20 protein-coding genes and 1 pseudogene are annotated in these 22,993 nt (G+C 47.0%); 4 read left to right on the top strand and 17 right to left on the bottom strand.

From position 1 onward, the window contains the following. Positions 1–5: 5 nt before the first annotated feature. From ACX9NY_RS28020 to ACX9NY_RS27975, 10 genes are all read right to left on the bottom strand, one after another. Positions 6–407, bottom strand: a complete 402-nt coding sequence (locus ACX9NY_RS28020; RefSeq protein WP_472476300.1) for a MerR family transcriptional regulator — start codon at positions 405–407, stop codon at positions 6–8. Positions 408–433: 26 nt separating this feature from the next. Then, a complete protein-coding gene (locus tag ACX9NY_RS28015; protein ID WP_472476298.1) occupies positions 434–1,930 on the bottom strand; it encodes an alpha/beta hydrolase family protein in 1,497 nt (498 codons plus the stop codon). An 80-nt stretch (positions 1,931–2,010) separates the two neighbouring features. Then, complete coding sequence (locus tag ACX9NY_RS28010) at positions 2,011–3,573, bottom strand: glycoside hydrolase family 32 protein (protein WP_472476296.1); 1,563 nt, start codon at positions 3,571–3,573, stop codon at positions 2,011–2,013. A 42-nt stretch (positions 3,574–3,615) separates the two neighbouring features. Further along, complete coding sequence (locus ACX9NY_RS28005) at positions 3,616–4,446, bottom strand: carbohydrate ABC transporter permease (protein WP_397384290.1); 831 nt, start codon at positions 4,444–4,446, stop codon at positions 3,616–3,618. Beyond that, entirely contained in the window at positions 4,443–5,327 is an 885-nt protein-coding gene (locus ACX9NY_RS28000; RefSeq protein ID WP_091019202.1) for a carbohydrate ABC transporter permease, read from the bottom strand. The genes ACX9NY_RS28005 and ACX9NY_RS28000 overlap by 4 nt, the downstream gene beginning before the upstream one ends. 152 nt (positions 5,328–5,479) lie before the next feature. Beyond that, positions 5,480–6,808, bottom strand: a complete 1,329-nt coding sequence (locus ACX9NY_RS27995; protein WP_472476294.1) for an ABC transporter substrate-binding protein — start codon at positions 6,806–6,808, stop codon at positions 5,480–5,482. A gap of 160 nt (positions 6,809–6,968) precedes the next feature. Further along, the gene (locus tag ACX9NY_RS27990; protein ID WP_339237876.1) at positions 6,969–7,949 is read right to left on the bottom strand and encodes a LacI family DNA-binding transcriptional regulator; all 981 of its coding nucleotides are present in this window, start codon (positions 7,947–7,949) and stop codon (positions 6,969–6,971) included. A 92-nt stretch (positions 7,950–8,041) separates the two neighbouring features. Further along, on the bottom strand, positions 8,042–8,485 hold the full coding sequence (locus ACX9NY_RS27985; RefSeq protein ID WP_472476292.1) for a FixH family protein: 444 nt from the start codon (positions 8,483–8,485) through the stop codon (positions 8,042–8,044). Positions 8,486–8,504: 19 nt separating this feature from the next. After that, positions 8,505–8,954 (bottom strand): disulfide oxidoreductase, encoded by a 450-nt coding sequence (locus tag ACX9NY_RS27980; RefSeq protein ID WP_472476290.1) that lies wholly within the window; start codon positions 8,952–8,954, stop codon positions 8,505–8,507. Between the two features lie 191 nt (positions 8,955–9,145). After that, positions 9,146–10,768, bottom strand: a complete 1,623-nt coding sequence (locus ACX9NY_RS27975) for a copper amine oxidase N-terminal domain-containing protein (RefSeq protein WP_472479430.1) — start codon at positions 10,766–10,768, stop codon at positions 9,146–9,148. 335 nt (positions 10,769–11,103) lie between these two features. Here ACX9NY_RS27975 and ACX9NY_RS27970 point away from each other — a divergent pair, with 335 nt between their 5' ends. Together ACX9NY_RS27970 and ACX9NY_RS27965 are read left to right on the top strand one after the other, a co-directional pair. Further along, entirely contained in the window at positions 11,104–11,310 is a 207-nt protein-coding gene (locus ACX9NY_RS27970) for a hypothetical protein (protein ID WP_091019193.1), read from the top strand. Positions 11,311–11,510: 200 nt separating this feature from the next. After that, positions 11,511–12,620 (top strand): stalk domain-containing protein, encoded by a 1,110-nt coding sequence (locus tag ACX9NY_RS27965; protein WP_472476288.1) that lies wholly within the window; start codon positions 11,511–11,513, stop codon positions 12,618–12,620. 136 nt (positions 12,621–12,756) lie between these two features. Here the strand turns inward: ACX9NY_RS27965 and ACX9NY_RS27960 are convergent, their stop codons facing one another. The 3 genes from ACX9NY_RS27960 to ACX9NY_RS27950 all read right to left on the bottom strand — a co-directional run bounded on the left by ACX9NY_RS27960 (position 12,757) and on the right by ACX9NY_RS27950 (position 16,007). Continuing rightward, a complete protein-coding gene (locus ACX9NY_RS27960) occupies positions 12,757–13,146 on the bottom strand; it encodes a hypothetical protein (RefSeq protein WP_472476286.1) in 390 nt (129 codons plus the stop codon). Between the two features lie 2 nt (positions 13,147–13,148). Next, entirely contained in the window at positions 13,149–14,201 is a 1,053-nt protein-coding gene (locus ACX9NY_RS27955) for a hypothetical protein (protein ID WP_472476284.1), read from the bottom strand. Between the two features lie 90 nt (positions 14,202–14,291). Beyond that, a complete protein-coding gene (locus ACX9NY_RS27950; RefSeq protein WP_472476282.1) occupies positions 14,292–16,007 on the bottom strand; it encodes a DUF6138 family protein in 1,716 nt (571 codons plus the stop codon). A gap of 331 nt (positions 16,008–16,338) precedes the next feature. Between ACX9NY_RS27950 and ACX9NY_RS27945 the strand changes: the two genes are divergently transcribed. After that, entirely contained in the window at positions 16,339–16,581 is a 243-nt protein-coding gene (locus tag ACX9NY_RS27945; protein WP_339237895.1) for a DUF7662 domain-containing protein, read from the top strand. 67 nt (positions 16,582–16,648) lie between these two features. Here ACX9NY_RS27945 and ACX9NY_RS27940 read toward each other — a convergent pair whose 3' ends face one another. The 4 genes and pseudogenes from ACX9NY_RS27940 to ACX9NY_RS27925 form a co-directional block, all read right to left on the bottom strand. Further along, a complete protein-coding gene (locus ACX9NY_RS27940; protein ID WP_472476280.1) occupies positions 16,649–18,301 on the bottom strand; it encodes an extracellular solute-binding protein in 1,653 nt (550 codons plus the stop codon). A 120-nt stretch (positions 18,302–18,421) separates the two neighbouring features. Then, positions 18,422–18,781, bottom strand: a complete 360-nt coding sequence (locus ACX9NY_RS27935; protein ID WP_445252612.1) for a helix-turn-helix transcriptional regulator — start codon at positions 18,779–18,781, stop codon at positions 18,422–18,424. A gap of 945 nt (positions 18,782–19,726) precedes the next feature. Next, positions 19,727–20,002, bottom strand: a pseudogene (locus tag ACX9NY_RS27930) (response regulator); the annotation flags it as partial. Further along, on the bottom strand, positions 19,989–21,749 hold the full coding sequence (locus tag ACX9NY_RS27925; RefSeq protein WP_339237901.1) for a sensor histidine kinase: 1,761 nt from the start codon (positions 21,747–21,749) through the stop codon (positions 19,989–19,991). The pseudogene ACX9NY_RS27930 and the gene ACX9NY_RS27925, both read right to left, overlap by 14 nt. A 318-nt stretch (positions 21,750–22,067) precedes the next feature. Between ACX9NY_RS27925 and ACX9NY_RS27920 the strand changes: the two genes are divergently transcribed. Continuing rightward, complete coding sequence (locus ACX9NY_RS27920; RefSeq protein WP_124118238.1) at positions 22,068–22,988, top strand: ABC transporter permease; 921 nt, start codon at positions 22,068–22,070, stop codon at positions 22,986–22,988. The last annotated feature ends 5 nt before the right edge of the window (positions 22,989–22,993 follow it).

The following is a 22,993-nucleotide window of genomic DNA, read 5'->3' as shown; positions in this document are numbered from 1 at the left end:
ACAGTTTATAACTCTTTCTTGTGCACCCTGAACGATTGAATATAATTGTCGATATCGTCCTCTGGTGTATGCAACAGTCTAGCCAGATGAATCTGCATCTCTTCCAGATGCTCAATATGCTTCTGAATATCAGCGATTCGGTCACGGACGAGTGTTTTTAACGTATCCTTTTCCATGTCTTCCTGGCTAAGCAGTTGCAGGGTCTCTTGTATCTCCTTTAAGGAGTAACCCAGCAACTGGGCATCCTTAATGAACTTAATTTTGACCAGATAATCCTCGGTATACACCCGGTATCCGTTGGAGGAACGACGGGGAGCAGGCAGAATCCCACTATCCTCGTAGTAACGGAGGGTTGCCATACTCACACCGGTACGCTTGGCCAACATTCCTCTTGTCATGGTTTCCATGCCTACCCCTCCACCCTTCTGCAGACTTATTGTGCTTGTTCGTTGCGTATCTTGGTATATTTGGCATCGTAAGTAACCTCAGGAAATGGAGATGCAGGGCCTTGCAATAACGGCTGCTCCTCCCCTTTGAGATACCGGTCAAAGAATGCGAGCGCATAGGATCTGGTTATATCCACATTATGTTCTGGCGTCATGCCTCTGGCAAACATTTTCGGTGAAATTAATGAAATATCCGTAAAGCTTTGATGGAAGAAATTCTCCACCGTCAGATAATAGGTATCATTCAGACTGCTTGTCATCACATGGTCCAGATCCGGCTCAAACTCAGGGTAGAACACGTTATCTTTGGATGTAGCATTCGGATCGAAGCTTTTAGCCGTTTCGCCAGACATGATGTACATAAAGGGTTGTTTTAATGCCGTCTTGGAGACGCTGCCCCAGAAGCCGCCTTCCAAACTGAGTCCTGCACGTAAACGTTCATCCTGTGCGAGTGCTTCGGCTGTTGTAGCCCCACCATAAGAGTGCCCCATAATGCCTGTATGATTCAGGTCAAGCTTGCCTTCCAACACCTGATTGGGATCATTCAGATTCCACTGTTCAAGCGTGTCGAGTACAAATCGTGCATCCGCTGCACGAATGCCTACTCCCTCCACATTATATTGATACAGTTCTTCTGACGTTGCAAATTCAGGTCCGGCTTCATAAGACACTTTACGCCCATCGGAGAAGGTAACGCGAGCTGAGGTATACGGATGATCCATACCTACAACAATATAGCCATGGCTGACCAGTTCCTCGACAGCAGTCATGCTCTGGAAACGGGCAGAACGGACACCGGGAGAGAACAGCACCACCGGATAAGAAGGGCTTGCGTCTGATATGGCTGCGCCTTTAACCACATGTGTCGGAATAGTATCAAGGTAGCTGAACACCTTGGGCGGGATCCCAAATACCAGACTGATGGCTTCTCCAAGTTCAGACGGGTAAGATTCTGGAGTTATTCCCTTTGCATCCTCCGGTTTCACTGGATACCACACGTTAATCATCAGTTCCCGTTTGTCCCCACTTTCGGGTGTAAACGTCTCTTCACGGGTTTCATCCACCAATTGTTGCGAAAAAGTACCGATCGCAAACTTCCCCGTAGGATCAGGTATCTTAAATGCTGGAAAATACCAAGTGAGCAGTCCTGAGCCAGCGCCGGAGACCAGCGCCAGCATCGCAACCAGCGTGAGTTGAAGCCAAGAACGCCATCTCGGTTTCTGCTTCTCTGCAAAATGTCCAGTGACTCTGTTACGATACTCTCTCACTACCTTAATGATTAATACGATGAAGATTATGCCTGCAACAAGATACGTTGGCAGCAGCATCACACGAAACGAATCTAAGATACCGTGAAGCAGCAATGCTAATATCAAGGCAGCCGACATTCCTGCCGCAAGTTTCCGACGCTTTGAGTACATAGGTATACACAACGCTGCGCCAATCGTTACAAGTACCAGTATCCATTCCATTAGTTTCATCATTCATCCTCCAAACATTGTTGATGAAACCAGAATAAACCTTGAAGTATACTTCAAGGTCAAGGCTGAATTTTAGAAACAATTTATCGAGGAATTCGTATATCCCATTTGCGAAGTTCGGTCAATGTACACGTTCCGGACGCGAAAGCCTTAATACCTGTTGAGTTCGGCCCAGGATATATCCGCCCTGTCATTACCTGCTCTCCCTGCTGAATGAACACCTCAATGGAGCTGACATCCATAAAAATATGAAGCTCCAGTTTCCCGTCAAGCAGTTCCACGGTCGCAGCACGTTCTCCCCCCGGCCCTTGTCCGGCTCGCTCGCGATTTAAGCATAGACGACGCTGCTGCACATCATAGGAAATCACGGTTTCTTCATCCTCACCCGTGCGCAGCTTCAATCCGAATTGTCGTGCCTGTTCCGCTTCGAATACAGCATGTATTTCGTAACGGTCTCCGCTGATTCCAAGATCAAGATCATGTTCATCACCATTTAGTTGTATACCGTACTGTTCGTTGCCATCCGACCTGTACTGTATAAGTTCGGGAAGCGGCTGGAATAACAATCGGTCTCCCCTACGAATTAGCTGTCTCGGCAGAGTCATCGCTCCAGCCCAGGCATGAGACTTTTGTGTCGGAATTTCCGTTTCCCACGTATCCATCCAGGCCACCATGATTCGTCGTCCCTGTGCATCCTCCATCGTCTGAGGTGCGTAAAAGTCGAAGCCACAGTCCAGCGGAACGTACTCCTCGTATTTCAGTACACCTTGGTCTTCATCCAGCGTTCCCATCATATAAACGGTTGAATGCAAGTTGCGATAGTTATCTCCCTGAGCAGGCATACGTTGCGGAGACATGATCAGCACATCTCGGCCATCCAGTGTGAACAGATCGGGACATTCCCAATTGTCGCCAAGCGCCCCGTCACTCTGGGCCATAATGTTAACATAACTCCAATCCTGCAAGTCCACTGAACGGTATAACAGAATGACACCTTTGCCCGCAGCATCATTCGATCCAAGGACACAATAGTACACACCGTTTCGTTCAAACACTTTCGGATCACGGAAGTCCTTGGGACTGGTATGCTCTGGGATTTGATCCAGCCGAATGACCGGATTCATTGCGCTTTTGACAAAATCAATTCCATTCTCCGAGACAGCGATATTCTGTGTCTGCAAGTAATCGTTATCCTTGTCGGGTCCAGTCACCACATGCCCCGTGTACATCAGCACCAACTTGCCATCCTGCACGATTGCACTTCCAGAGAAACAGCCTCCACTGTCGTAGCTCTGATCGGGTGCCAGTGCAACAGGTAGATAAGACCACGTAACCAAATCACGGCTCACCGCATGGCCCCAATGCATCGGCCCCCATACCGGCTCGTAGGGATAATGCTGATAGAACATATGATACATCCCACCGAAGTATATGAAGCCGTTGGGATCATTCATCCAGCCCACTTCCGGCATCAAATGATAGGCCATTCGATAGGTTGGATCAACCTGATGCCGATGTTCCTTGATATATGCGTTGGCCCGGGCGAGTGTATAACTCTCCTTCGTGTGAGCCGAAGCACTCGTCAGTCCAAGGTCTGTCTCTTGCCTTGTGTCTATTTCCTGTTTCTCGTATCGTTCCTGGTTCATATGTCCTTCACTCCTGTCTCTCTCTATATCACCCAACTGAACTTATTTGATAGCCCCTTGCATGACCCCCTGAATAATGTACTTCTGCGCAAACAGATACACGATCAGTACTGGCAGCAAGGTCAAGACCAGACCAGCCATCAATGGACCGTAATCGACTGTGTATGTCCCATAAAAATAAAACGTGGACAGCGGCAGCGTACGCTGCTCGGATGAAGTCAGCACCAGGGAAGGCAGCAGAAAATCATTCCATATCCACAATACATTCAGCACGCTAATCGTTACGGTTGTTGGCAGTAACACCGGCAGTACGATGCGAAAAAAGGTTTGCACTCTGCCGCAGCCATCCATTAGAGCCGCCTCTTCAAGCTCCAGGGGAATACTTTTGATAAAGCCATGATAGATAAATACGGCGAGCGGACTGCCAAAGCCAATATACATGTAGATCAGCGACCACTTGTTATCCAGCAGGCTGAGCGAGCCGTATATTTTAACCAGCGGAATCATAATAGCCTGAAACGGAATAATCATCGCAGCTACCATCAGGAAAAAGAGATACTGGTTCACCTTGCTATTGTGACGAACAAAGTAATGGGCTGTCATCGCCGCAAAAAGAGCAATCAGTAATACACCTGCAATGGTTATGAGCAACGAATTGCTGAAGGCGGATACATATCCCATTTTGTCAAACGCATTGACATAATTATCGAATTGAAAGGAGCTTGGTAACCCTAGCGGATCGGAAGTAATTGCCTGGTTAGCCTTGAACGAATTGACGATGAGAAGTACAAACGGAAATACAAACAAAATCATTACAACGATTAATGCACTAAACTTGATCCAGTTAAGAATGCGCGATTGTCCAGCCATCATGCCTCGACCTCCAGTTTTTTGCTGAAATAAACCTGGAGCAGTGTAATGGCGGCTACAAGGATAAACAGCACAAAGGCTTCTGCCTGCCCCAATCCGTAGTCACGAGCAAGAAAGGCCTGCTCATAGACATGCATGGATACCATCTCGGTGCTCTTGAAGGGCCCGCCACTGGTCAGGGAGACGTTCAGATCATACACCATGAAACCCCGTTGCAGTGACAAAAAGATGCAGACAATAAACGAAGGAACCATCAGCGGCAATACAATGCGCGCCAGCATTTTGCGATTACTTGCCCCATCTATGCTGGCTGCTTCCATAACATCCTTCGGCACATTCATCAGTCCTGCAATGTAGATAACCATCATATAGCCGGCATACTGCCAAACAGTCACCACAATGAGTGCCCAGAACGCTTTGTCCGGGTCAGCCAGCCAGGAGGTGGAAAACAGAGTGAGGTTCATTTTTTGTCCTGCAAAGACGAGTACCTGATTAAAAATAAACTGCCAGATGAAACCAAGCACGATTCCACCCACCAGATTCGGCAGGAAAAATCCGGCCCGAAACCAGCCCTGCGCCTTCATTCCCCGGGTTACCGCGTAAGCGAGCAGGAAAGCAACCGCATTGGTGAGCACAACGGTAATAAATACGTACTCCAGCGTCATCCCGAATGATTTCCAGAACACGGTGTCCTTGAACACACCAATATAATTATCCCAGCCAACAAAGTTTTGATCGATGGCAATGCCATCCCAGTTCGTAAACGTCAAATAAATACCATACAGAAATGGAATAATCATTACTGTAGCAAACGCAAATAATGTCGGGCCAGTAAAGATCAGGCGGGTTCGCAGACGTGTCCATAATCCTTTTTCGGTCAGCATTGTCAACCTCCACTCTATCCAAATAATTAGCCTAACGGTTATACCGGAAACAACGAACAGACCTCGTGTGCAAGTTGTACATTCATCATCTCCGGCTTACCGCAAGTCTCTCTCTATGTGCTGCTCAGGGCTAAAATTAATTCCTTTATCCTTTATTTCACGTTGCTCCAGTATGCCTGAATTTCGCTCGCAAGTCCGGCACGGTCAATGACGTCAGCCAAGTATTTCTGCATGGACGCACCCAGTTTGGACCAGTGATCCGCAGGGAGTGTACTCATTGATTCCTCGATTTTGCCTGCCTTGATGTATTCACTAATGGACTTGCCAAGCGGATCGGTCGGCTCCAGTGTAATGTTGCTGAATGCCGGAATAATACTGGCTTGATTCACCAGGAAATCCTGACCCTTTTCGTTATAAACAATCCACTCCAAAAATTTCTTCGCAGCTTCCTGTTGTGCTGGTGTGCTCTTTTCCTTATCCAACAATATTCGTTTGGATACGGCAGCAGAGATTTGAGTATTACCGAAATCATCTGCATTATTGCTCACAGGTACTGGCAGGAAGCCGTATTTTCCATCTGCTGTATCAAAGCTTGAAATTTGCGGCCATGCCCAGTTGCCCTGGAACCAGATGCCAACCTCACCCTTGCCAAGCACCTCAGGTCCACGTTCATAAGTTCCGGACAGGGGAGAAGCCTTGTCAATATTGTAGGTTTTCATCAGATCAAATGTATCTAACAAGCCATTAAACACGGCGTTGGAAGCAAGGTCCACTTGACCTGCCTTCAGATCAGTTATGAATTGATCCACCTTCGCACGGTCCGGCGACTGCCCACCATATGCAAGCCCCAGATAATGCGCACCAAGCGACCAATCCATCGGAGATACAATTAAAGGTGATTTTCCAGTAGCAGCGATCTTTTGGAACAGCTCATCAAGTTGTGCAGTGGTCTGTACAGACTTTGGATCAAATGTTCCACCTACTGCCTGATCCAAAACATTCTGGTTATAGATGAATCCATATCCTTCAATAGAGAACGGGAAGGCATAATTTTTGCCATCAAACGTCGTAGCCGCTGTGCTATTCTCCACAGCGTCCTTCATCCAAGACTCGGATGTGAGATCCAGAACACGATCCTTGAATTTCTCGACATCCCCTGTATCCAGCATCATCATCGTTGTAGGACTGCCGGAAGCATACAAAGCAGACGCTTTTTCAAACGGAGACTGTCCACTGCCTACAGGTACAATTTCTAGTGTGACATTTGGATTTTCGGCATGGAAGTCTTTAGCCGCTTGCTCCAGCTGACTGTTAATTTCCGACTTGGAATTGAGCAAGGTGATTTTGACACTCTCACTGCTGCTCCCCTCAGAGGAGGAGTTGGACTCCGTCGCTGCTTTACTTCCACATGCTGACAATACAAGCATCATAATCAAAGACAATACCGATAATTTCATCATCCATCTCTGTTCTCTTTTCATCTTGTTATGGCCCCCGATCAGTAGTTTAAAAGGAAACGCTTACAAATCGAATTATAATGTCAAAGGTTTGACATGTCAATCGTTTGACATGCCATTTAAAAAAAATATTGCGCCTTGATTTTTTCGAGGCAAAAGGACAAACAGGAAAAAACGACCTGTATCAGGTCGTCTCTCTCTCCACTAAGGTTACTGGCAAAATATGTTCCATTCCGATCTTCTCTTCCGCGATCTGACGCCGAATCAGATCAATCGCCAGCTTAGCCATAGCCTCCACCGGCTGCCTAATCGTTGTTATGCCAGGCACCGTATACCCTGCCGCACGACTGTCATCATAACCTACAATAGCGATCTCATCAGGTACCTTGCGCCCACCTAACACGATCTGCTTCAGCGCATGCACCGCCATCAGATCACTCGTTACAAACAGCCCATCCACCTCCGGGTGTTGTGCAAGTAGCTTATCCACCAATTCCGTATACTGATGCTGATCAAACACATTCAGATCGGTTTCATGAATCATGACCGGCTTGACTCCATGAGCCTGCAATGTATCAACGAAACCTGTCGTCCGGCGATTGGAGAGCATTTGCAATTCCAAATTACCGCAAATATGTGCCAAATGCCGTCTGTTCTTCGAGAGTAGCAATTCAGCAGCCATAACCCCTCCCTGATAGTTATCAGATGAGATAAAAGGGATGTCTTCACCGATCTTACGATCAAAGGTCACGATTGGGGAATGCAGGTTCATATACTCATCGACTTCCAGTGTATGACTTCCCATAATAATGCCATCCACGCGATTACCCTTGAGCATTTCCACATATTCACGCTCTTTGGAAGGGTCCATGTGGGAGTTGCATAACATAATTTTAAATCCATTCTGGTATGCATGGTACTCAACATAGTTAGCCAGTTCTCCAAAAAACGGATGAGATACATCGGGAATAATCAAGCCTATAACATTGGATTGCTTACGCAGAAGAGAACGGGCAATTTCGTTGGGGCGATAGTTCAGTTCGTCCATGGTTTGATACACTTTATCCCGAGTCTTCTGACTGATATATCCCCGGTTGTTTAATACACGCGAGACGGTAGTTACAGAAACTCCTGCCCTGAGTGCAACATCATGAATAGTTGCCATAACAGCCTCTTTTCCTACAACATTCTTCATACCTTTAACATTATAAACCTATTACTCACCCTGAACCAAACCCTTGGTATCCGCCCGCTGCTTCATTCCGCCACAATTCTTGCTCTCGGCATGCTATGCATTGCTCCGTGCGTAACATGGACCTGTACCACATACGTACCTGGTTCTTCAAAGGTATGCTGGATTTCATACAGCCCTTCCTCTGTCTCATTGGCAGTAATAGCCCCTTGATTCTCCAGTTCTTCAGCTGTCATCATACCTTGCTCCGGAGATACAGAAGGCGGATCATCAAGCTCATTCCAGATCTGGAATTGCACATTGTCGGCATGACTTAACGGTGTATCTCCCTGTGTAAGCTTCACCTGCAACCGTGTTGGTTTATGAAGAGTAGTTTTCTCCGGAACGTCAAGTTTCACCCGGACCATCTCTGGCATCTCCCCGGAAGCAGCCTGTTCCTCATATGAGCAGCCAGCGACCAAAAACATTAGCACCAAAAAGGGCATGAACCAACGAGCTTGTCCGCTCATCACCATCTATCCTTTCTTATCAAGAAGATTTGGGTGTTTTGCTGATACCCCACAGCATCACAATGATGATAATAAAGGCGATCAGTGCCAGTAATGGAATGGTGATGAAACCAAACCAGTTCAAATAGTCGGTATAACATGGAACCTTGCCACACGCTACGGCATTACCTGTAGCCGAAAAAATACGCTGGATCGTTACATGATATAACGAAATGCCGCCACCGACGAAACTAAGTGGGAGTACGTATTTCGTGATGCCCACGTCATCCTTAAAGTAGGCAATGCCCAGCAAGATGGTTAGTGGATACATGAATATACGCTGATACCAACACAGATCACATGGAAGATAGCCCTTGATCTCACTAAAATAGAGACTCCCCCCTGTTGCAATAACCGATACCGCCCAAGCAACAAATAACCGGGTATCCACATTTTTCGCTGGACGCTCCGATTTTGATGATGTACTCATTCCTCTGTCCCCCTCTTCATTTTGCTTATGCCAAATTATCATACCTCATTCTGGACTTCATCGGCTATTCCAGCTGTTATGTAGGTCATTCTCGATGATTATACCAAATATTTGAACTTATGGGTGAAACCAAAAAAAGCTGCCGTATGGGGCAGCTCTTATTGGTTGATTCTGTTATAAAAAACGTTGTATTACATGGATTTAGTCAGTGTAATAGAACCATCTTTTTGTGCCCATTTTACATCCCAGTTCAGAAGTTCAGCAATGAAACGCAGAGGTACTTGCGTACGTCCATCTTTGTTTACGAATACCGTTGCACCCACGTTTTTCTTCACGCCGTTCACTTCCATAACGTTGTTGTTCACCCAGAATTCAAGGGTATCATCGCCAGCCATTACCGTTACTTGTTGTGCTTTTTTGTCCCATTTCACTGTTGCGCCAATACCTTCACTCAAGAAACGCAATGGAATGTATGTTGTGTTTTTCCAAAGCACTGGTGTGGTATCCATGTTGGTTGTTTTGTCGTTAATTTTCAGCATTTTGCTGTTCAGTTGCATCCACACCGTTGTCATTTCTGGCGCTGGTGCAGGTGTTGCTGGCTCTTGGAATTTGTCGTTAAATTGAGTCACAATTGCGTTACCCAAGGCTTGACCTACACCAAACATCACTTTGAAGCCTTCACGATTAGTTGTATAAGAAGCATCATAATTGCCTGCTGCATATTGATTCAATACGTTTTGCACTTGATTTTCATGTGTTGTCAGCGCTTGTTGTCCTGCTGCTTTTGGCAGATTACCAGCTGTTGCGGAATCCAGGAATGCTGCGAATTCTGTTGTAAATCCGTCAATACGTTTCTCTACTGCTGCACGAGCCGCAGCATCGTTGTTTTTCACAGCTTTTACATAATCGCTTTGCGCATTAACGTGATTGGTTACCCAAATTTTCTCGAAAGCATTGGCACCATCGTTACCGTAAACGGAAGCAATCGCTGCTTTGAAGTCAGCTGTGTTTCCAGCTTCAGCTGTAATCAGTGCGTTGGAAGCGGCTGTACGTCCATCATATTCCTCTTGCATTTGCAGAGCCGAAAGCGCAAAGTGCTCGGAAGCCAAATGGTTGAGTGCAGATCTCAGATCAGCTGCTTTTGTATCTGCTTTGCTATTTTCGAATTTCTCAGGCAATTGTGTAGTAATTGCTGTGGAAAGTGCCTTACTTACGTCGAACATTTCTTTGAACCCTTCACGGTAAGCCTTGTATGCATCAGCGTAATCTCCAGCTACATACTCATCAAATACTTTTTGCACGAGATCTTCATGTACTTGCAGAGCTTGTTTGGCTGCTGCTTTTGGCAATTTACCTTCGGTAGCTGTGCTCAGGAACGTGGAGAACTCATCCACGAAACCGTTGATGTTTGCCTGTGCTTGTTTGATCCCAGCCTGGTTACCCATTTTGGTTGCTTTCACCAAATCATCGGTGTATTTGTTATGAGCACGGAAGATACGTTCGAATTCTTTGGCACCTGCCTCACCATATAGGGAAGCGATTGCTGGCTGCATATCCAGTGCATTCTGGTCGAGTGCTTTGTAGGCTGCATCTGCATCTTTTGCTCCGTCATATGCTTTGGCCATTGCCGTTACTGCGAGTGCAAAGTGTTCGGACAGCAGGTGGTCCAAGTTTGCTCTCAAGTCAGCCGCAGGTGTATTCACGGAAGCTTTCATCATTGTCATTGGTGTCTGTGGAGCGGATGCTGCTCCAGCGATCCCCGGCATCAACAGTGTCAAGCTAAGTACAGGTGCGATAAACTTCTTCATCTTCATTTTCATTACGTGTTCACTCCTCGATTATGTTTTGTGTATAATTTCTTTCCTCGTCGTCGTCTTCATAGGGTGTAACGCAGGGTTTTCTATTCTGGATCACTCTGTGGGCAAAAAAAATTACAGCCTTCAGTGAAGAAAGCTGTAGATGCCTGATGTATCAAGGTTTTTTTGAATTAAAAAAAACTAAAATTATAGTGATCTTTCCGATCCTAGACTACCTACATACTGTAAGACAGATACTTTATTTCCCTATATTTCTCAATTAAAGCTTACATCAAAGGTTATCCTGAAGTACAATGAAGACATATCAACTTATTCGCGAAGGAGGTCCATTCATGACCTGGTTGCCTTATGTTTTAATTGTCGGTATCGCCTTGTTTGGGGGTATTGCTACCCTGATTATCGGTAATTCCAAAGCCAATCAGACCAGCAACCCCGAATATGATCGACGCACAAAGCAAAACCTCAGTAAACTTTCCTATGTATACGTTGGTGCGATTGTACTTGGTTTTGGCGGACTAGTCCTCTATCTCTTCAACTAAAATGTTTCGATTCAGCAAAGAATACGTTCAAACATGCCTAGCAGCTTCCGTTTTCGTTCTACATCCTCCGTATATACACACATGTTTACAAGTTGGAGATAATTCAGAATTATTCTGGATATGTTCGGGGTTTAATATAAAGCCATAAGGGACAGCGAGCCCATCAAATTAAACCAACCCCCAACTTGAAGGAGAGATATATGATGAAAAAAAACATGAAGAAATCCGTAGCAACGATGATGGTACTGGGCATGACATTAACAGGAGCAACGGGCGTATTTGCCGGAACGCAGCTGGAGAAGATCTCAGCATACCTTAACCATGGAATCAGCTTCAATGTAGATGGCGCGGCTTACTCACCAACCGATGGCAATGGCAAAAAACTGGCTCCAATTACCTATAACAACTCTACTTATCTGCCTGTACGTGCGCTTGCCGATGCGCTGCATGTGCCTGTATCCTATGACGGCAAAAAAGGTCAGGTCATTATCGGCCAAGCCACGAGCAATCCTTCGGCCTTGACGAATGTAACGTATAGCGCAGCACAAAAAGAGGCAATTCAAAAGGCTTTTGCACAATTCGATGGGTTCGAGACAGCTTATGCTCCTCAGCAGATGATTGCAGGTGACACGTTTAAAAGTGTAGGGGCAGGTGGCGACGGCGTCAGCTTTGTTTTCAACCATATGAAAGTGGATGTATCTCCAAGAGATTATTCGGACGGTTATACGAGCAAAGACGTGAAACTGTCCAATGGCGTTATCGCCAAATGGTACACACCAGACCAAACGGGCATGCTCACGTTCCAACTGGATGATCGCTACGTTACCCTTAGCTCGCCGGATCATAAGTTGAGTCAAGCTCAGTTGCAACAAGTCGCTGTCTCTGTTCAAAAGACAACTGGCAACAATGATCAGGGGATCACTGCATTCGCTGATGTGAACTACAGCAAGCAACAATTGGATAACATTCGCAAAGCATTTGCGAAGTTTGACGGGTTTACAACAGCTTATGCCCCACAACATATGGTTGCCGGAGACACGTTCAAAAGCGTAGGTGCAGGCGGCGATGGTGTAAACTTTGTTTTTAATCGCATGAATGTCACGGTATCTCCTAAAGACTACTCGTTCAGCTATGATGGCAAAACGGTAAAACTGCCTAATGGCGTATCCGCCAAATGGTATACACCAGACCAAACGGATATGCTCACGTTCAAGCTGGATGATCGTTATGTAACCCTCAGCTCACCGAATAACCAATTGACTCACACTCAACTGGAGCAGATGGCGGTAACCGTACAAAAAGTGAAATAATTGATGCGCGATCCTTAGATCGAAATAGGAAATATAAACACACATCATTTTGGTCCCACTCTATGAGCTGGGGCTGATTTGATGTGTATTTTATCCTTGCCCTTTATGTGTCGCAATGTATGTGAGGAAATATCTTTTAAACATCGTGCTCTCCTTTCTCCAAATGCTTTCTCCCTAGTCTCCAATTCATGAACATATTGATATCTTCGATGGCGTCTAGGATGGTTCCCCTAAATGCACTATTCTCCCTAAGTTCCTTCAGCACAACAGGCTTTACTAGCCGTTTTTCTAATTTTCCTTTGGTACGTGCCGTATGAGCCAAACCCATGACTACATTGGCTCTGACATTGGCATTCGGATGATCTGCCACCCGAAGACATATATTCTGTGCGACCCTCCAGTCCTGATGAAACATGCCAACGGATAAGGGCAGATATAATAACTCTTCCAACAACTGCCGCTCCATGATGATCTGAATTTCCTCATCCGTATATGGAGCAACAGCTTGATAGATACGTTTCATCATAATTAAAGTACCAATTCCGTTAAACGAACAACCCTGCGATACACCATCGCATCCATCAAATCCTCCCAGTCGAGTTCACTGGCATTAACGTCTCGATAATAGACCGCAGCAGCAGGCAAGAAACCAACCAGAGGCCCTGTACCACCACATATCAGACTCCCGCCGTCTCCGCCTTTGGGCATCACATCCCCAGCCGAATCGAGCGTAAGCTCATATTTGTAGGGATCACCAGCAAACTTTATGCCAAAGAAATTCGGCAGTTCCAGATCATAAGCACGATCATCCTTTTTTTCAACTCGTGAAGAGGCCGTCTCTGCCGATCCATCCACAGTTTCATCCATGCCTTCCACACTTCCAAAATGCCTCAATCTCATCGTATAGTCGAAGCTGTCTCCCCAAGGGAATAACGTGCGACAACCGCCACCATAGATATACTCCCATTCGTCTTCAGTCAGCAGACCAAAGCCCGCCGCTGCTTCCTCTCTCACGACGTCTTCCAGTTCTATTCCCTCGTTGAACCACAGGATTCGCACTTCATCTTCACTTTGGCGAATCAGACGGAATTGTTGATGCAATTCATTTTCACGGATCTCCGACTGTTTAAACTGCTCCAGTGCTGCCGGAAAATCAGAATCTTCCTGCGCGAAGGCTTCCTCCTCGGACACTTCAATCCAGCCCAGCGAAATGTTCTCACATTCCACGAGCATGGGCGCAATGTTAACCGTTCTGACAGGTGACATCTGACTCGCCAGAAACGAATCCACGTCCTCCACACCATACTCACTGACCGTTTCATGCAGGTCGGCTGAGGTCTCTTCGTTCATTCCATATTGCCAACGATCCCAGCCGAGGGTTATGCGGTTCCCAGGCACAAATACAAACCTCTCCTCTTCATGCGTAAACACACCTGTCTGGATTCGCTGACCGAATCGTTCAAATGTCTCGAGACCCTCATATACCATACCTTCCGGTAACTGATGAATCAGCTTACGCATCCAAGCCTCTTTGTCCTGGGCATTCAACTCCTGCCACATGTCTCGACTCAAAGCTTCCACAACTTCCCCCGCCTCTCCTAATGCACTTTCAATTCGCTAAAATGCTCCACTGTCTGGCCCAGTACAATCTTCCTTGCCCTGTTTACATTTTTATTTGCCTGCGGCCTGCAACAGTTTCAGCAATAATTCCTTCCGTCTTCCTTCCGCTTTGCGAGCGAGCGTTGTGAGCTTCTCCACCTTGCCGAAGATTGGGTAAAGTACACGTTCCACTTCGTAATGCTCAAGTCCTTGAATCTGCCTAACCAACCGTTCGAGTATTTCATCATTCTCCAGCTCAGGCTGAATCTTCAGCTTCAGACTATCCGTTGAACGACGCAAGCTGGCGACTAACGCAGGTATGGACTGAGCCGTTACACCCTGTTGTTCCACAAATGCCGCAATGAACTTATCCTGAATTAACTGATGCTCATCATCCACTTCGCCCATGTAATATTCAATCAGCGGGAAATACCGCTCATCCACAAGACCCAGTCCAAAGGTTGCATAACTGCCTGGCATACCATTTTTCTCTCCCTCGGTATCCTCGTAAAACTCAAACTCCTGGATAGCCTCACGCGCATACTCTTCCAGGAGTGAATATAGCTCCGGGTACTTCAATGCATTGGCAAAGAATCGGTGCGTATCCGACTTGGCGAGTCCTTTGATCGGCAAATATTGTTTTACACTGGACTTGAGCTTGATCTTATAACTTTTTGGAAAGCCCTGCTTCAACAAATGAGTGATAAAGGTAAGTGCCTGCTGATAGGCACCAGGATCTTCCTTCCGAATGTGAATGGTCATCAGAGCGAATACATCATTTGCTTTGCATTCCACTTCTTCCGTTTTCACATGAATATCCTCTTTCGCATACGTCCCGCTGCCTTCCGTCATCATCAGTGCCGCACGTCTGCTGCCGAGTTGCTTCGCGAGTTCCAGGTAAGTCTGACCTTCGGCTTTGCTATAATTCGGCTCAAATCGTAGAATCATCACCGCCGCGTATAACAGTAGATCTATCGGTTGAGTCCCGGCTACTTGCGCCTTCTGCTTCTTATCCGACGATTGGTCTGTCTGTGATTCAACATCCCATTCCAACGTCGCTCCTGGCTTAAGCGAATATTCATTGGTACGATATGCAGAAGACTGCACATCATAATACTGTGGCAAGAACTGACTCTCCGCCCATGCCTTCAACGCACGAGTAATATCACCACGATGTTCGGCAAGCGCCTCCGGGCGACCCTGATTCAACTCTTGAATCCGGTCATACTGCCTGAGAATCCATGCCACATCCAGTTCAGGAAACAGTTTAGGGTCAAGCAGATGACGCGTCAAAAAGAAGGATTCCAACGGCTTTGTTGGATATGCACCATTCTCCAGCTTCTGATCAATGTATGTATGAATACGCTCAAGCAACTGCTGCTTTTTCTCTTCATTGATATATTCCAGCAAAGTCAGTTGCAGCTTTCCTTCTGTTGTAGGGAATTTACCACGGAAGGTAAATCGATAGTCAATCAACGGGGAATCGGCCAGCTTGTCCAGTCTTCCCTGAACAACCTCTACTAGCCTAGGTCCAATCTCGTTACGAACCTGTTCCTCGGTAAAGGCTCCTGCCTGCTTCGATTTCAGACCATCATCCAAACCCAGATCCACACTGTCTACTGTAGTCCGTCCAGGTCTATAATCCAGCAAAATATCATTGAAAATGCCCATTTGCAGCGTAGTTCGCTTCACAACACTTTCCAAGTCATCCCGCTGTTCCTGTTCATCAAACCATTCATGAATTGTCGTTATCATCTCTTCCATTGCCTGGTCATAAAGTGTACTCATCGAATCTCCTGCCTTCCCATGCATCTAATGATGTTCATCAACCAAACTTGAACCTCTATGAATCCCGGACCAATCCGGGGCATCTCTGTTATAAATACGTATTGTTGTTCGTATACTACCTATTATTTTACTCTCTCAAGTACATGGGGAACAATAAGGCAGCAGGGGGAGAAAAGGTGGTGAAAGATAACCATAAGTGGTATTTAAGACATGCCCTAGTCAAAGAGATCTACGGATGCCTTTCACATCTATGTAGGCTCTCGGTATGCCCTCGCTATCATCATGCCCACGTTGTATAATCATGATATTCCTTTTCAGGAGGTCAGACGAAATGAGCTACAGCAAATACTTCCCTTTGGAAAACTATTTGAATCAGGTTGCAATCACCCTTACATATGCAGAGCTTGAGGAAATTCTCGGATTTAAGTTACCCCCGACAGCCTATAATCGCGAGCAATGGTGGGTGAATAATGCCATGAATCATACACAGGCGCTATCCTGGTTAAATGCCGGATGGAAGGTGGATAATGTGATTTTAGGCAAAAACGTTACCTTTGTCCGCTGCGAGTCATAATATATCTGAGACATACCAAAAAGCAGGTTAGACTGATGAATTCATCAGTTCTAACCTGCTTTGAATATTAATTAACTGTCTTATACCACTCATTCACTTCGGCGGTAATATCATCGCCGCCCATGGATTTCCACTTCGTCACAAACGCATCAAATTCCTCAATGCCCACCTGGCCATAGATGATCTTGCTGAACGTATCCTTCTCCAGCTTGTCGATTGCGTCCTTCTTCATTTTCATCGTCTCGGTTGGAGCTCCCGTGAATTTGTTCTTGATCGCATTATCTTTATTCGCAACGACCACTTCAGCGGCCGCAAATACTTCAGGTTTGTTGGCAATCTTCGTATTTTTCTCAAAAGGAGTCTCTGGCTCTTTGCCCTTCGCAAGTTCCGCCAGCGTATCCATCATCAGATTCGGAATTCGGGCACCATCATACGTAATCGTATATTTGAGTGGTGATACGCCATCCTTCACTTCAGCTTCACCAACGACTTTGCCATCCACGATGTCATAGTCATATCCTTGCGCGAAGCCATGCTCGAACTCGCTGCCTACTTCCGGGTTGGCAAAATTGTCGAACAGATAATTCTGATATGTGAAGAAAATCTCCGGGTTCGCCATGTCTTTGTTAATCAACACAACGCCATTGCTTGCACCAGATCCATGTTGGTGGCTCTCACCTGTTGGCCCAGTAGGTAATGCAATGGCTTTGTACGTGGCACCATCCACATTTTTCTTCACATCATCAATCGGCCAATTTGGCATCCAGTGTGGTCCAACGATAATGCCTGCTTTACCTGCGGTAAACAGTTCTGCTGCCTTGATCTCGTCATACACGCCAGCTTCTTTGGGCAGGTAACCTTTGGACAACCAATCCTTCATTGTCGCGAGGCCTTCCTTCACGCCTGGCTGAATGGAACCATATTGCAGTGTTCCGTCTCCAGCATCATTCCACTGTCCAGGCATCGTGTTGTACATGCCGAAGATCCAGCCGGATTCCGTCATCCAGGTATTCAGCGCATTTTTCATGCCCACCGTCAGACCATACGTATCTTTCTTACCGTTTCCATCCGGGTCCTGATTCGTAAAAGCATCCATGACCGTAACCAGCTCATCGATCGTTTTCGGTTCTTCCAGTCCCAGCTTCTTCAGCCAGTCTTCCCGGATAAACATGACCGAATCACCATTGTAGGCATAATCGAAGATTGGAATACCGTAACGCTCGCCCTCATACATGTACGGATACCATTCTTCCGGTGCCGATTCGGATGCCTGTTTCCATGTGTCCGAAGCATACTTGTCAAACAACTCGCCTGCATTCGCAAATTTGCCGGACTCAATTAATTCCCGCACCAGATTGTAGTCTCCCCGAATGGATACAATATCCGGCAGTTCTTCGTTAGCCGACAGGGACAGGCGCAATTTCGTGTAAAATGCATCATTCGTTACCGATACAGCCCACGGTGTGGTCAGATCGATGCCGAGTCGTTCCTTGGCCCATTTCGTATGCACATTGTTCTGTGCGGTTTCCCCATTCTTGAATTTCGTATCATCATTCCAGGCTCGTAGATAACTCATCTGTACCTCAGGTTCATACTTCCCGTCTTGCAGAGCAAGTGGTGCAGCAGCTTCCTTGGCCGGTTCTTCCTTGGCCCCCGAACTACATGCCGTTACAGCAACCATCGTTATTGCGAGTAATGCCGTCATCATTTTTCTATACATGAACTAACCCCTCCTCAGGTAACTTGGATACCCTTATGTGCCAAATGCACCTTACATGAAAAGGATAGTGCAGCCGGGGAGGCAAACATATATCACAATTTCAATGTTCATATCGATTTGTTAACCGTTCCGAAAATCCTGCGGGGTCAGTCCATAATGTTTGCGGAACACCTGAATGAAATAAGGCGTGTTGTTGTACCCCACTTCCTGACCGACTTCATAGATCTTCATCGCCGTATGCTTAAGCAAATGAACCGCACGTTCCATTCTGGAACGGATGATGTAATCACTAATGCCTTCGCCTGTGGATTGTTTGTACATTTTGGACAGATATACCGGGTGCAGATGCACCTCTCCGGCAATGACCTGCAACGACAGATCCTCGCCCAGATGATGATCAATCCATTGCTGCACCTGCCGAATCAGCGTTGATCCGGCATCCTGACCCGCATCGCTGGTGCTCTCAGCCCACTGCTGCATCACAGACCGAGTCCACGTTTCCAGACTACGCAGTGAGATGCCATAACCATCCTTGAGCAACTGCTGGTACTGCTCGCCAAGCACTTCGGCTAACTGCCTTCCTTCCCGATGAGCCATATAGGAGAAAGCCGCCGCCAGATAATGAAAAGCCACATACACATGTTCCGGGAACACACTGTTCGACAGTTCAGCAAAGATCTGATCAATCTTGCGGTGTGCATCCTCCATGCGCCCCGCTTCCAGCAGCGCCGTCAGACCTGGCGGTTCATACAGCGCCGCAAGTGACTTCAACGTGGCTCCATTGGTTCCCGCTGCCGGATTCAGATGTAATCCTTTGCCCGCATCGGCTTGCTTGCGAAGTGCACTGACGGCTTGATGATATAGCTGAGGCACCTGATCTGGAAAACGCCCCATACGACTAACGGACAGGGAAATGGTCGCGTTCAGATACTGCCTCACACTGTGAAGCAACCGTTCTCCAAGTCGGCCCATTAGCATTTCCGGTTCGGCTTGGGTTTGTTTGGGACTGGCCATAAAGACCAGATCATCATAGGCGTCATCCGTATGGCAGAGATGATAGGTACTGCCGTAGATCTCTTCCACCACATTGGAGATGGCGTACTTCATCAGTCGAAATGCTCTATGTGTGGGTTGATGGTCATCATACCGGATGAGCAGCAGCTGCATTTTATCCTGTGGCCGGAACCCGATCTCCAATTGCCCCAACTTGCCTTCGAGTTCAGCATCCGCAAATTTATGCCCTAACAGTACATCCTTCATCAGCTCCGCCCGCTTCTCGGGCAGATGCTCCCTTACCGAATACATGGCCCGCTGATGCAGCATTTGTTTCTCACCTTCCAGGCGAATCTGCACGGCGGCCTGCTGCACGGATTCGATCAGTTCCTCATCACGGACCGGTTTAAGCAAGTAACTGACTGTCCCATGTTTGAGCGCCTGCTTCGCATAATCGAAGGAAGCATGCCCCGATAAAATAATACATTTGGTCTGTTCCCACTTTTGCCGAATGTGACTGACCAGATCCAGACCGGACATACCCGGCATGCGGATATCCGTGATAATAATATGGACCTGATGTGTTGCCATATGTTCCAGTGCCTCTTTGACTGAATAAGCTTTGAATACCTGACCAATCCCGTGTTCTCTCCACGGTATGGAGACAGCGATCGACTCTACTGCGGAATGTTCATCATCCACGACCATCAGATTCATCATGCGGTTGTTCCTCCTCAAACCATCGAATTTCTACACTAAGTCCACCGTAGGGAATCGCTCCAAAATGAAGACCAGACGACAGCCCATAACGCGTAACGAGACGCTGGTGCACATTCCACGTGCCTGTTCCAATCTCCTCGCCCATCGGTTCATTGATCTCCCGTTCCAATTCCGCAATCTCTTCCGCTGTCAGCGTGACACCGTCATTGTCTACAAACAGGCTATATCTTGTATATTTCCGCCCCTCAATATGTTCGGGTACCGCCATCCCCGTTACGACGACATGCCCACTGCCCTCCATCGGCTCAATGCCGTGGATCACCGCATTTTCTACGATGGGTTGAATGAGCAGCCGCGGAATATGGAGCTGCATCAAGTGCTGCGGTACGGCAATCTCGTAGGTCAGCCGGTTGGTCCGCATCTGCTGGATGGACAGATAATGGTCTAATAGCCGGATCTCTTCCTCCACTGTCGTCATGTCATTCTCGCCTCGCGTAATGTAGCGATAGTAATCTCCCAGACTTAGCGACATGGCAATCACCGCTTCCCGGTTGCCAAGCTGGGTCATATTTTTGATATAAAACAGGCAGTTGTACAGAAAATGTGGATTGATCTGTGATTGCAGATGTTTCAGTGTGGCTTCCCGTGAGCGGATACGTTCCTCGTATACCTTCTCGATCAGTTCCTGAATCTGCTCTGCCATATGGTTGAAGCTCTGGGTCAGGTACGCGAATTCATCACGGGAGTGATCGACCGGAATACGTGTGGACAGCTGGCCTTTGCGAATCTGTTGCAACCCTCTCATCAAACGATGGATGGGCACCTGAACTTTTCGATACAAAAGCAGTGCAGCCCCGATACTCAGCACGAGCAGTAACAGAATGGAGGTAATAAACATATTTCGGCTCTTATCCATCGGGTTCAGCAGATCATCCAATACCACCGGGTTCACGTACACTGCTTGCAGTTGTTTGGAGTGCACGTAACTGACCAGATACTGTTTGTCGCCCACCTCCAGCTGATGATTACCTTCCCTCTCCGGTCCGTTAAAGGGGATATCTCGCATGATCGCTTCGACCAGTTCGGGGTCTGCCGTACGGTTCAGCAATGGATCGTTACCTGGTACGAGCAAGAAAGGATCTCCGCCCTGCGTTTCTTTAAAATCATCCAACATGGCAACGATGTTCATCGGGTCAAAATCAATCTCCATCACCGTTCGCACGCCTGCGTTCACCGGTTTTTCATTCCACTCGTAGTTATCCGTGAAAAAGTAGGTGAAACTCCCCTTCTCCAGCTGCCATTGACCAGGTTGCGGAAACGTCAACATTTTCTCATCGTAGACCGTCCGGCTGGACATGGTAGATAACACAAGTTCCGCTTGTGGCAGCACAATGGTAATATCGTTCTTCCAACGGCTGGTGGACTGGTACAACGATAATTTGTCGAGAATATCCAGATAGATGCTGTTTTTCTCATATTGGCTGGTTGAGTCCGTCATGTAGCGGTAATGCAGAATACTCGGATCTCGCAGCAACGTCAGGCCATACAGCGAAAGCTGCTCGATATTTTTATCTACCTGAGAACTGAAATAATTGAACTGGTTCAGACTCGATTGCTGTTTCTCTTCGACGACCATATCCACATTTGCCTGGTTCGCGTACGTATAGAGCAGCAGAATGGGTACAAGCAGGCAGATTAAGAGAATGACCGTCTTCGCAAATACTGTGAATTTCATCGTTTCACCCTGTCCCTGAATTTGAAGTCCTTCTATACCGAAGTCCTATTTTATATTGAAAACCCTTACATTTCTAGTTGATTTTATATTCGCACGCTTTCCTGCAACTTGTAATCCCCTGTTTCCATCAACAAGTTAATATTTCAACATCCGCATTGAAATGTTGTTCTATAGTCCGCCCTTTTCCGTTGCTATAATTCAGTTGCTCCACTCTGTGCAGAGGCTTGCTCGCCTCATGTTTCCAGGGTTGGACGAGATAAAGGAGGGACCCTGATGGCTATCGAACAACCGTTAACAACCCATACGCCGGGACGAAAAATGACACCTCATCCACGCAAACGTACCCGCTGGAATTTCAAACGCACGTGGCCGCTGCATCTGATGCTGCTGCCTGCTGTACTGCTCACATTGCTGTTCGCCTATGTGCCCATGGGCGGCATTATTATTGCTTTTCAGGATTTTAAACCCTGGCTGGGGTTCACTGGCTCCAAATGGGTGGGCTGGGACAACTTCCGGTTCATGTTCGAATATCCCGACAGCGTTCAGGTCATCTGGAACACGGTACTGATCGCTTCAATGAAAATTGTGGCCGGACTTATCGCCCCTGTTGTATTTGCCATTTTACTGAATGAGGTTCGGAACTCCACGTTCAAACGTTTCTCACAGACCTTGGTGTATCTGCCCCATTTCCTATCCTGGGTAGTCCTGGGCGGCATTCTGCTCGATATGTTATCACCGGAAGGTGGACTGGTAAACCAGGTGCTGGCGGCGGCTGGTGTTGAACCAATTTTCTTTCTGGGGGATGGCGACTGGTTCCGTGTAACGGTGGTGGTCAGTGATGTATGGAAGGAATTTGGATTCGGCACGATTGTATTTCTGGCAGCACTTGCAGGCATTAATCCCGCATTGTATGAGGCTTCTGAGGTAGATGGAGCAACGCGGCTCAGACAGACATTACATATTACCCTGCCTGCACTTGTGCCGATGATTATCGTGGTAGGTACGTTATCACTGGGCAATATCCTGAATGCAGGTTTTGACCAGATCTTTAACCTGTACAATCCGCTGGTGTATGAGAAAGGCGATATTATTGATACCTTTGTCTACCGGATGGGGATTCTGAATGGCAAAATGAGCTTTGCGACCGCTGTTGGACTATTCAAATCATTTGTCGCGATGTTCCTGGTCATCTCCGCGTACCGAATGGCGTACAAAATTGCCAATTATCGTATTTTCTAAAAGGG

The sequence above is a fragment of the Paenibacillus sp. CB74 genome, assembly GCF_055687625.1.
This window is presented reverse-complemented; position numbering and strand designations above follow the sequence as displayed.

What these genes read in the sequence shown, in the direction of transcription:
- ACX9NY_RS28020 (WP_472476300.1), bottom strand. Translation starts at nt 407, where the DNA reads ATGGAAACCATGACAAGAGGAATGTTGGCCAAGCGTACCGGTGTGAGT.
- ACX9NY_RS28015 (WP_472476298.1), bottom strand. Translation starts at nt 1,930, where the DNA reads ATGATGAAACTAATGGAATGGATACTGGTACTTGTAACGATTGGCGCA.
- ACX9NY_RS28010 (WP_472476296.1), bottom strand. Translation starts at nt 3,573, where the DNA reads ATGAACCAGGAACGATACGAGAAACAGGAAATAGACACAAGGCAAGAG.
- ACX9NY_RS28005 (WP_397384290.1), bottom strand. Translation starts at nt 4,446, where the DNA reads ATGATGGCTGGACAATCGCGCATTCTTAACTGGATCAAGTTTAGTGCA.
- ACX9NY_RS28000 (WP_091019202.1), bottom strand. Translation starts at nt 5,327, where the DNA reads ATGCTGACCGAAAAAGGATTATGGACACGTCTGCGAACCCGCCTGATC.
- ACX9NY_RS27995 (WP_472476294.1), bottom strand. Translation starts at nt 6,808, where the DNA reads ATGAAAAGAGAACAGAGATGGATGATGAAATTATCGGTATTGTCTTTG.
- ACX9NY_RS27990 (WP_339237876.1), bottom strand. Translation starts at nt 7,949, where the DNA reads ATGGCAACTATTCATGATGTTGCACTCAGGGCAGGAGTTTCTGTAACT.
- ACX9NY_RS27985 (WP_472476292.1), bottom strand. Translation starts at nt 8,485, where the DNA reads ATGAGCGGACAAGCTCGTTGGTTCATGCCCTTTTTGGTGCTAATGTTT.
- ACX9NY_RS27980 (WP_472476290.1), bottom strand. Translation starts at nt 8,954, where the DNA reads ATGAGTACATCATCAAAATCGGAGCGTCCAGCGAAAAATGTGGATACC.
- ACX9NY_RS27975 (WP_472479430.1), bottom strand. Translation starts at nt 10,768, where the DNA reads ATGAAGATGAAGAAGTTTATCGCACCTGTACTTAGCTTGACACTGTTG.
- ACX9NY_RS27970 (WP_091019193.1), top strand. Translation starts at nt 11,104, where the DNA reads ATGACCTGGTTGCCTTATGTTTTAATTGTCGGTATCGCCTTGTTTGGG.
- ACX9NY_RS27965 (WP_472476288.1), top strand. Translation starts at nt 11,511, where the DNA reads ATGATGAAAAAAAACATGAAGAAATCCGTAGCAACGATGATGGTACTG.
- ACX9NY_RS27960 (WP_472476286.1), bottom strand. Translation starts at nt 13,146, where the DNA reads ATGATGAAACGTATCTATCAAGCTGTTGCTCCATATACGGATGAGGAA.
- ACX9NY_RS27950 (WP_472476282.1), bottom strand. Translation starts at nt 16,007, where the DNA reads ATGAGTACACTTTATGACCAGGCAATGGAAGAGATGATAACGACAATT.
- ACX9NY_RS27945 (WP_339237895.1), top strand. Translation starts at nt 16,339, where the DNA reads ATGAGCTACAGCAAATACTTCCCTTTGGAAAACTATTTGAATCAGGTT.
- ACX9NY_RS27940 (WP_472476280.1), bottom strand. Translation starts at nt 18,301, where the DNA reads ATGTATAGAAAAATGATGACGGCATTACTCGCAATAACGATGGTTGCT.
- ACX9NY_RS27935 (WP_445252612.1), bottom strand. Translation starts at nt 18,781, where the DNA reads ATGCAGCAGTGGGCTGAGAGCACCAGCGATGCGGGTCAGGATGCCGGA.
- ACX9NY_RS27925 (WP_339237901.1), bottom strand. Translation starts at nt 21,749, where the DNA reads ATGAAATTCACAGTATTTGCGAAGACGGTCATTCTCTTAATCTGCCTG.
- ACX9NY_RS27920 (WP_124118238.1), top strand. Translation starts at nt 22,068, where the DNA reads ATGACACCTCATCCACGCAAACGTACCCGCTGGAATTTCAAACGCACG.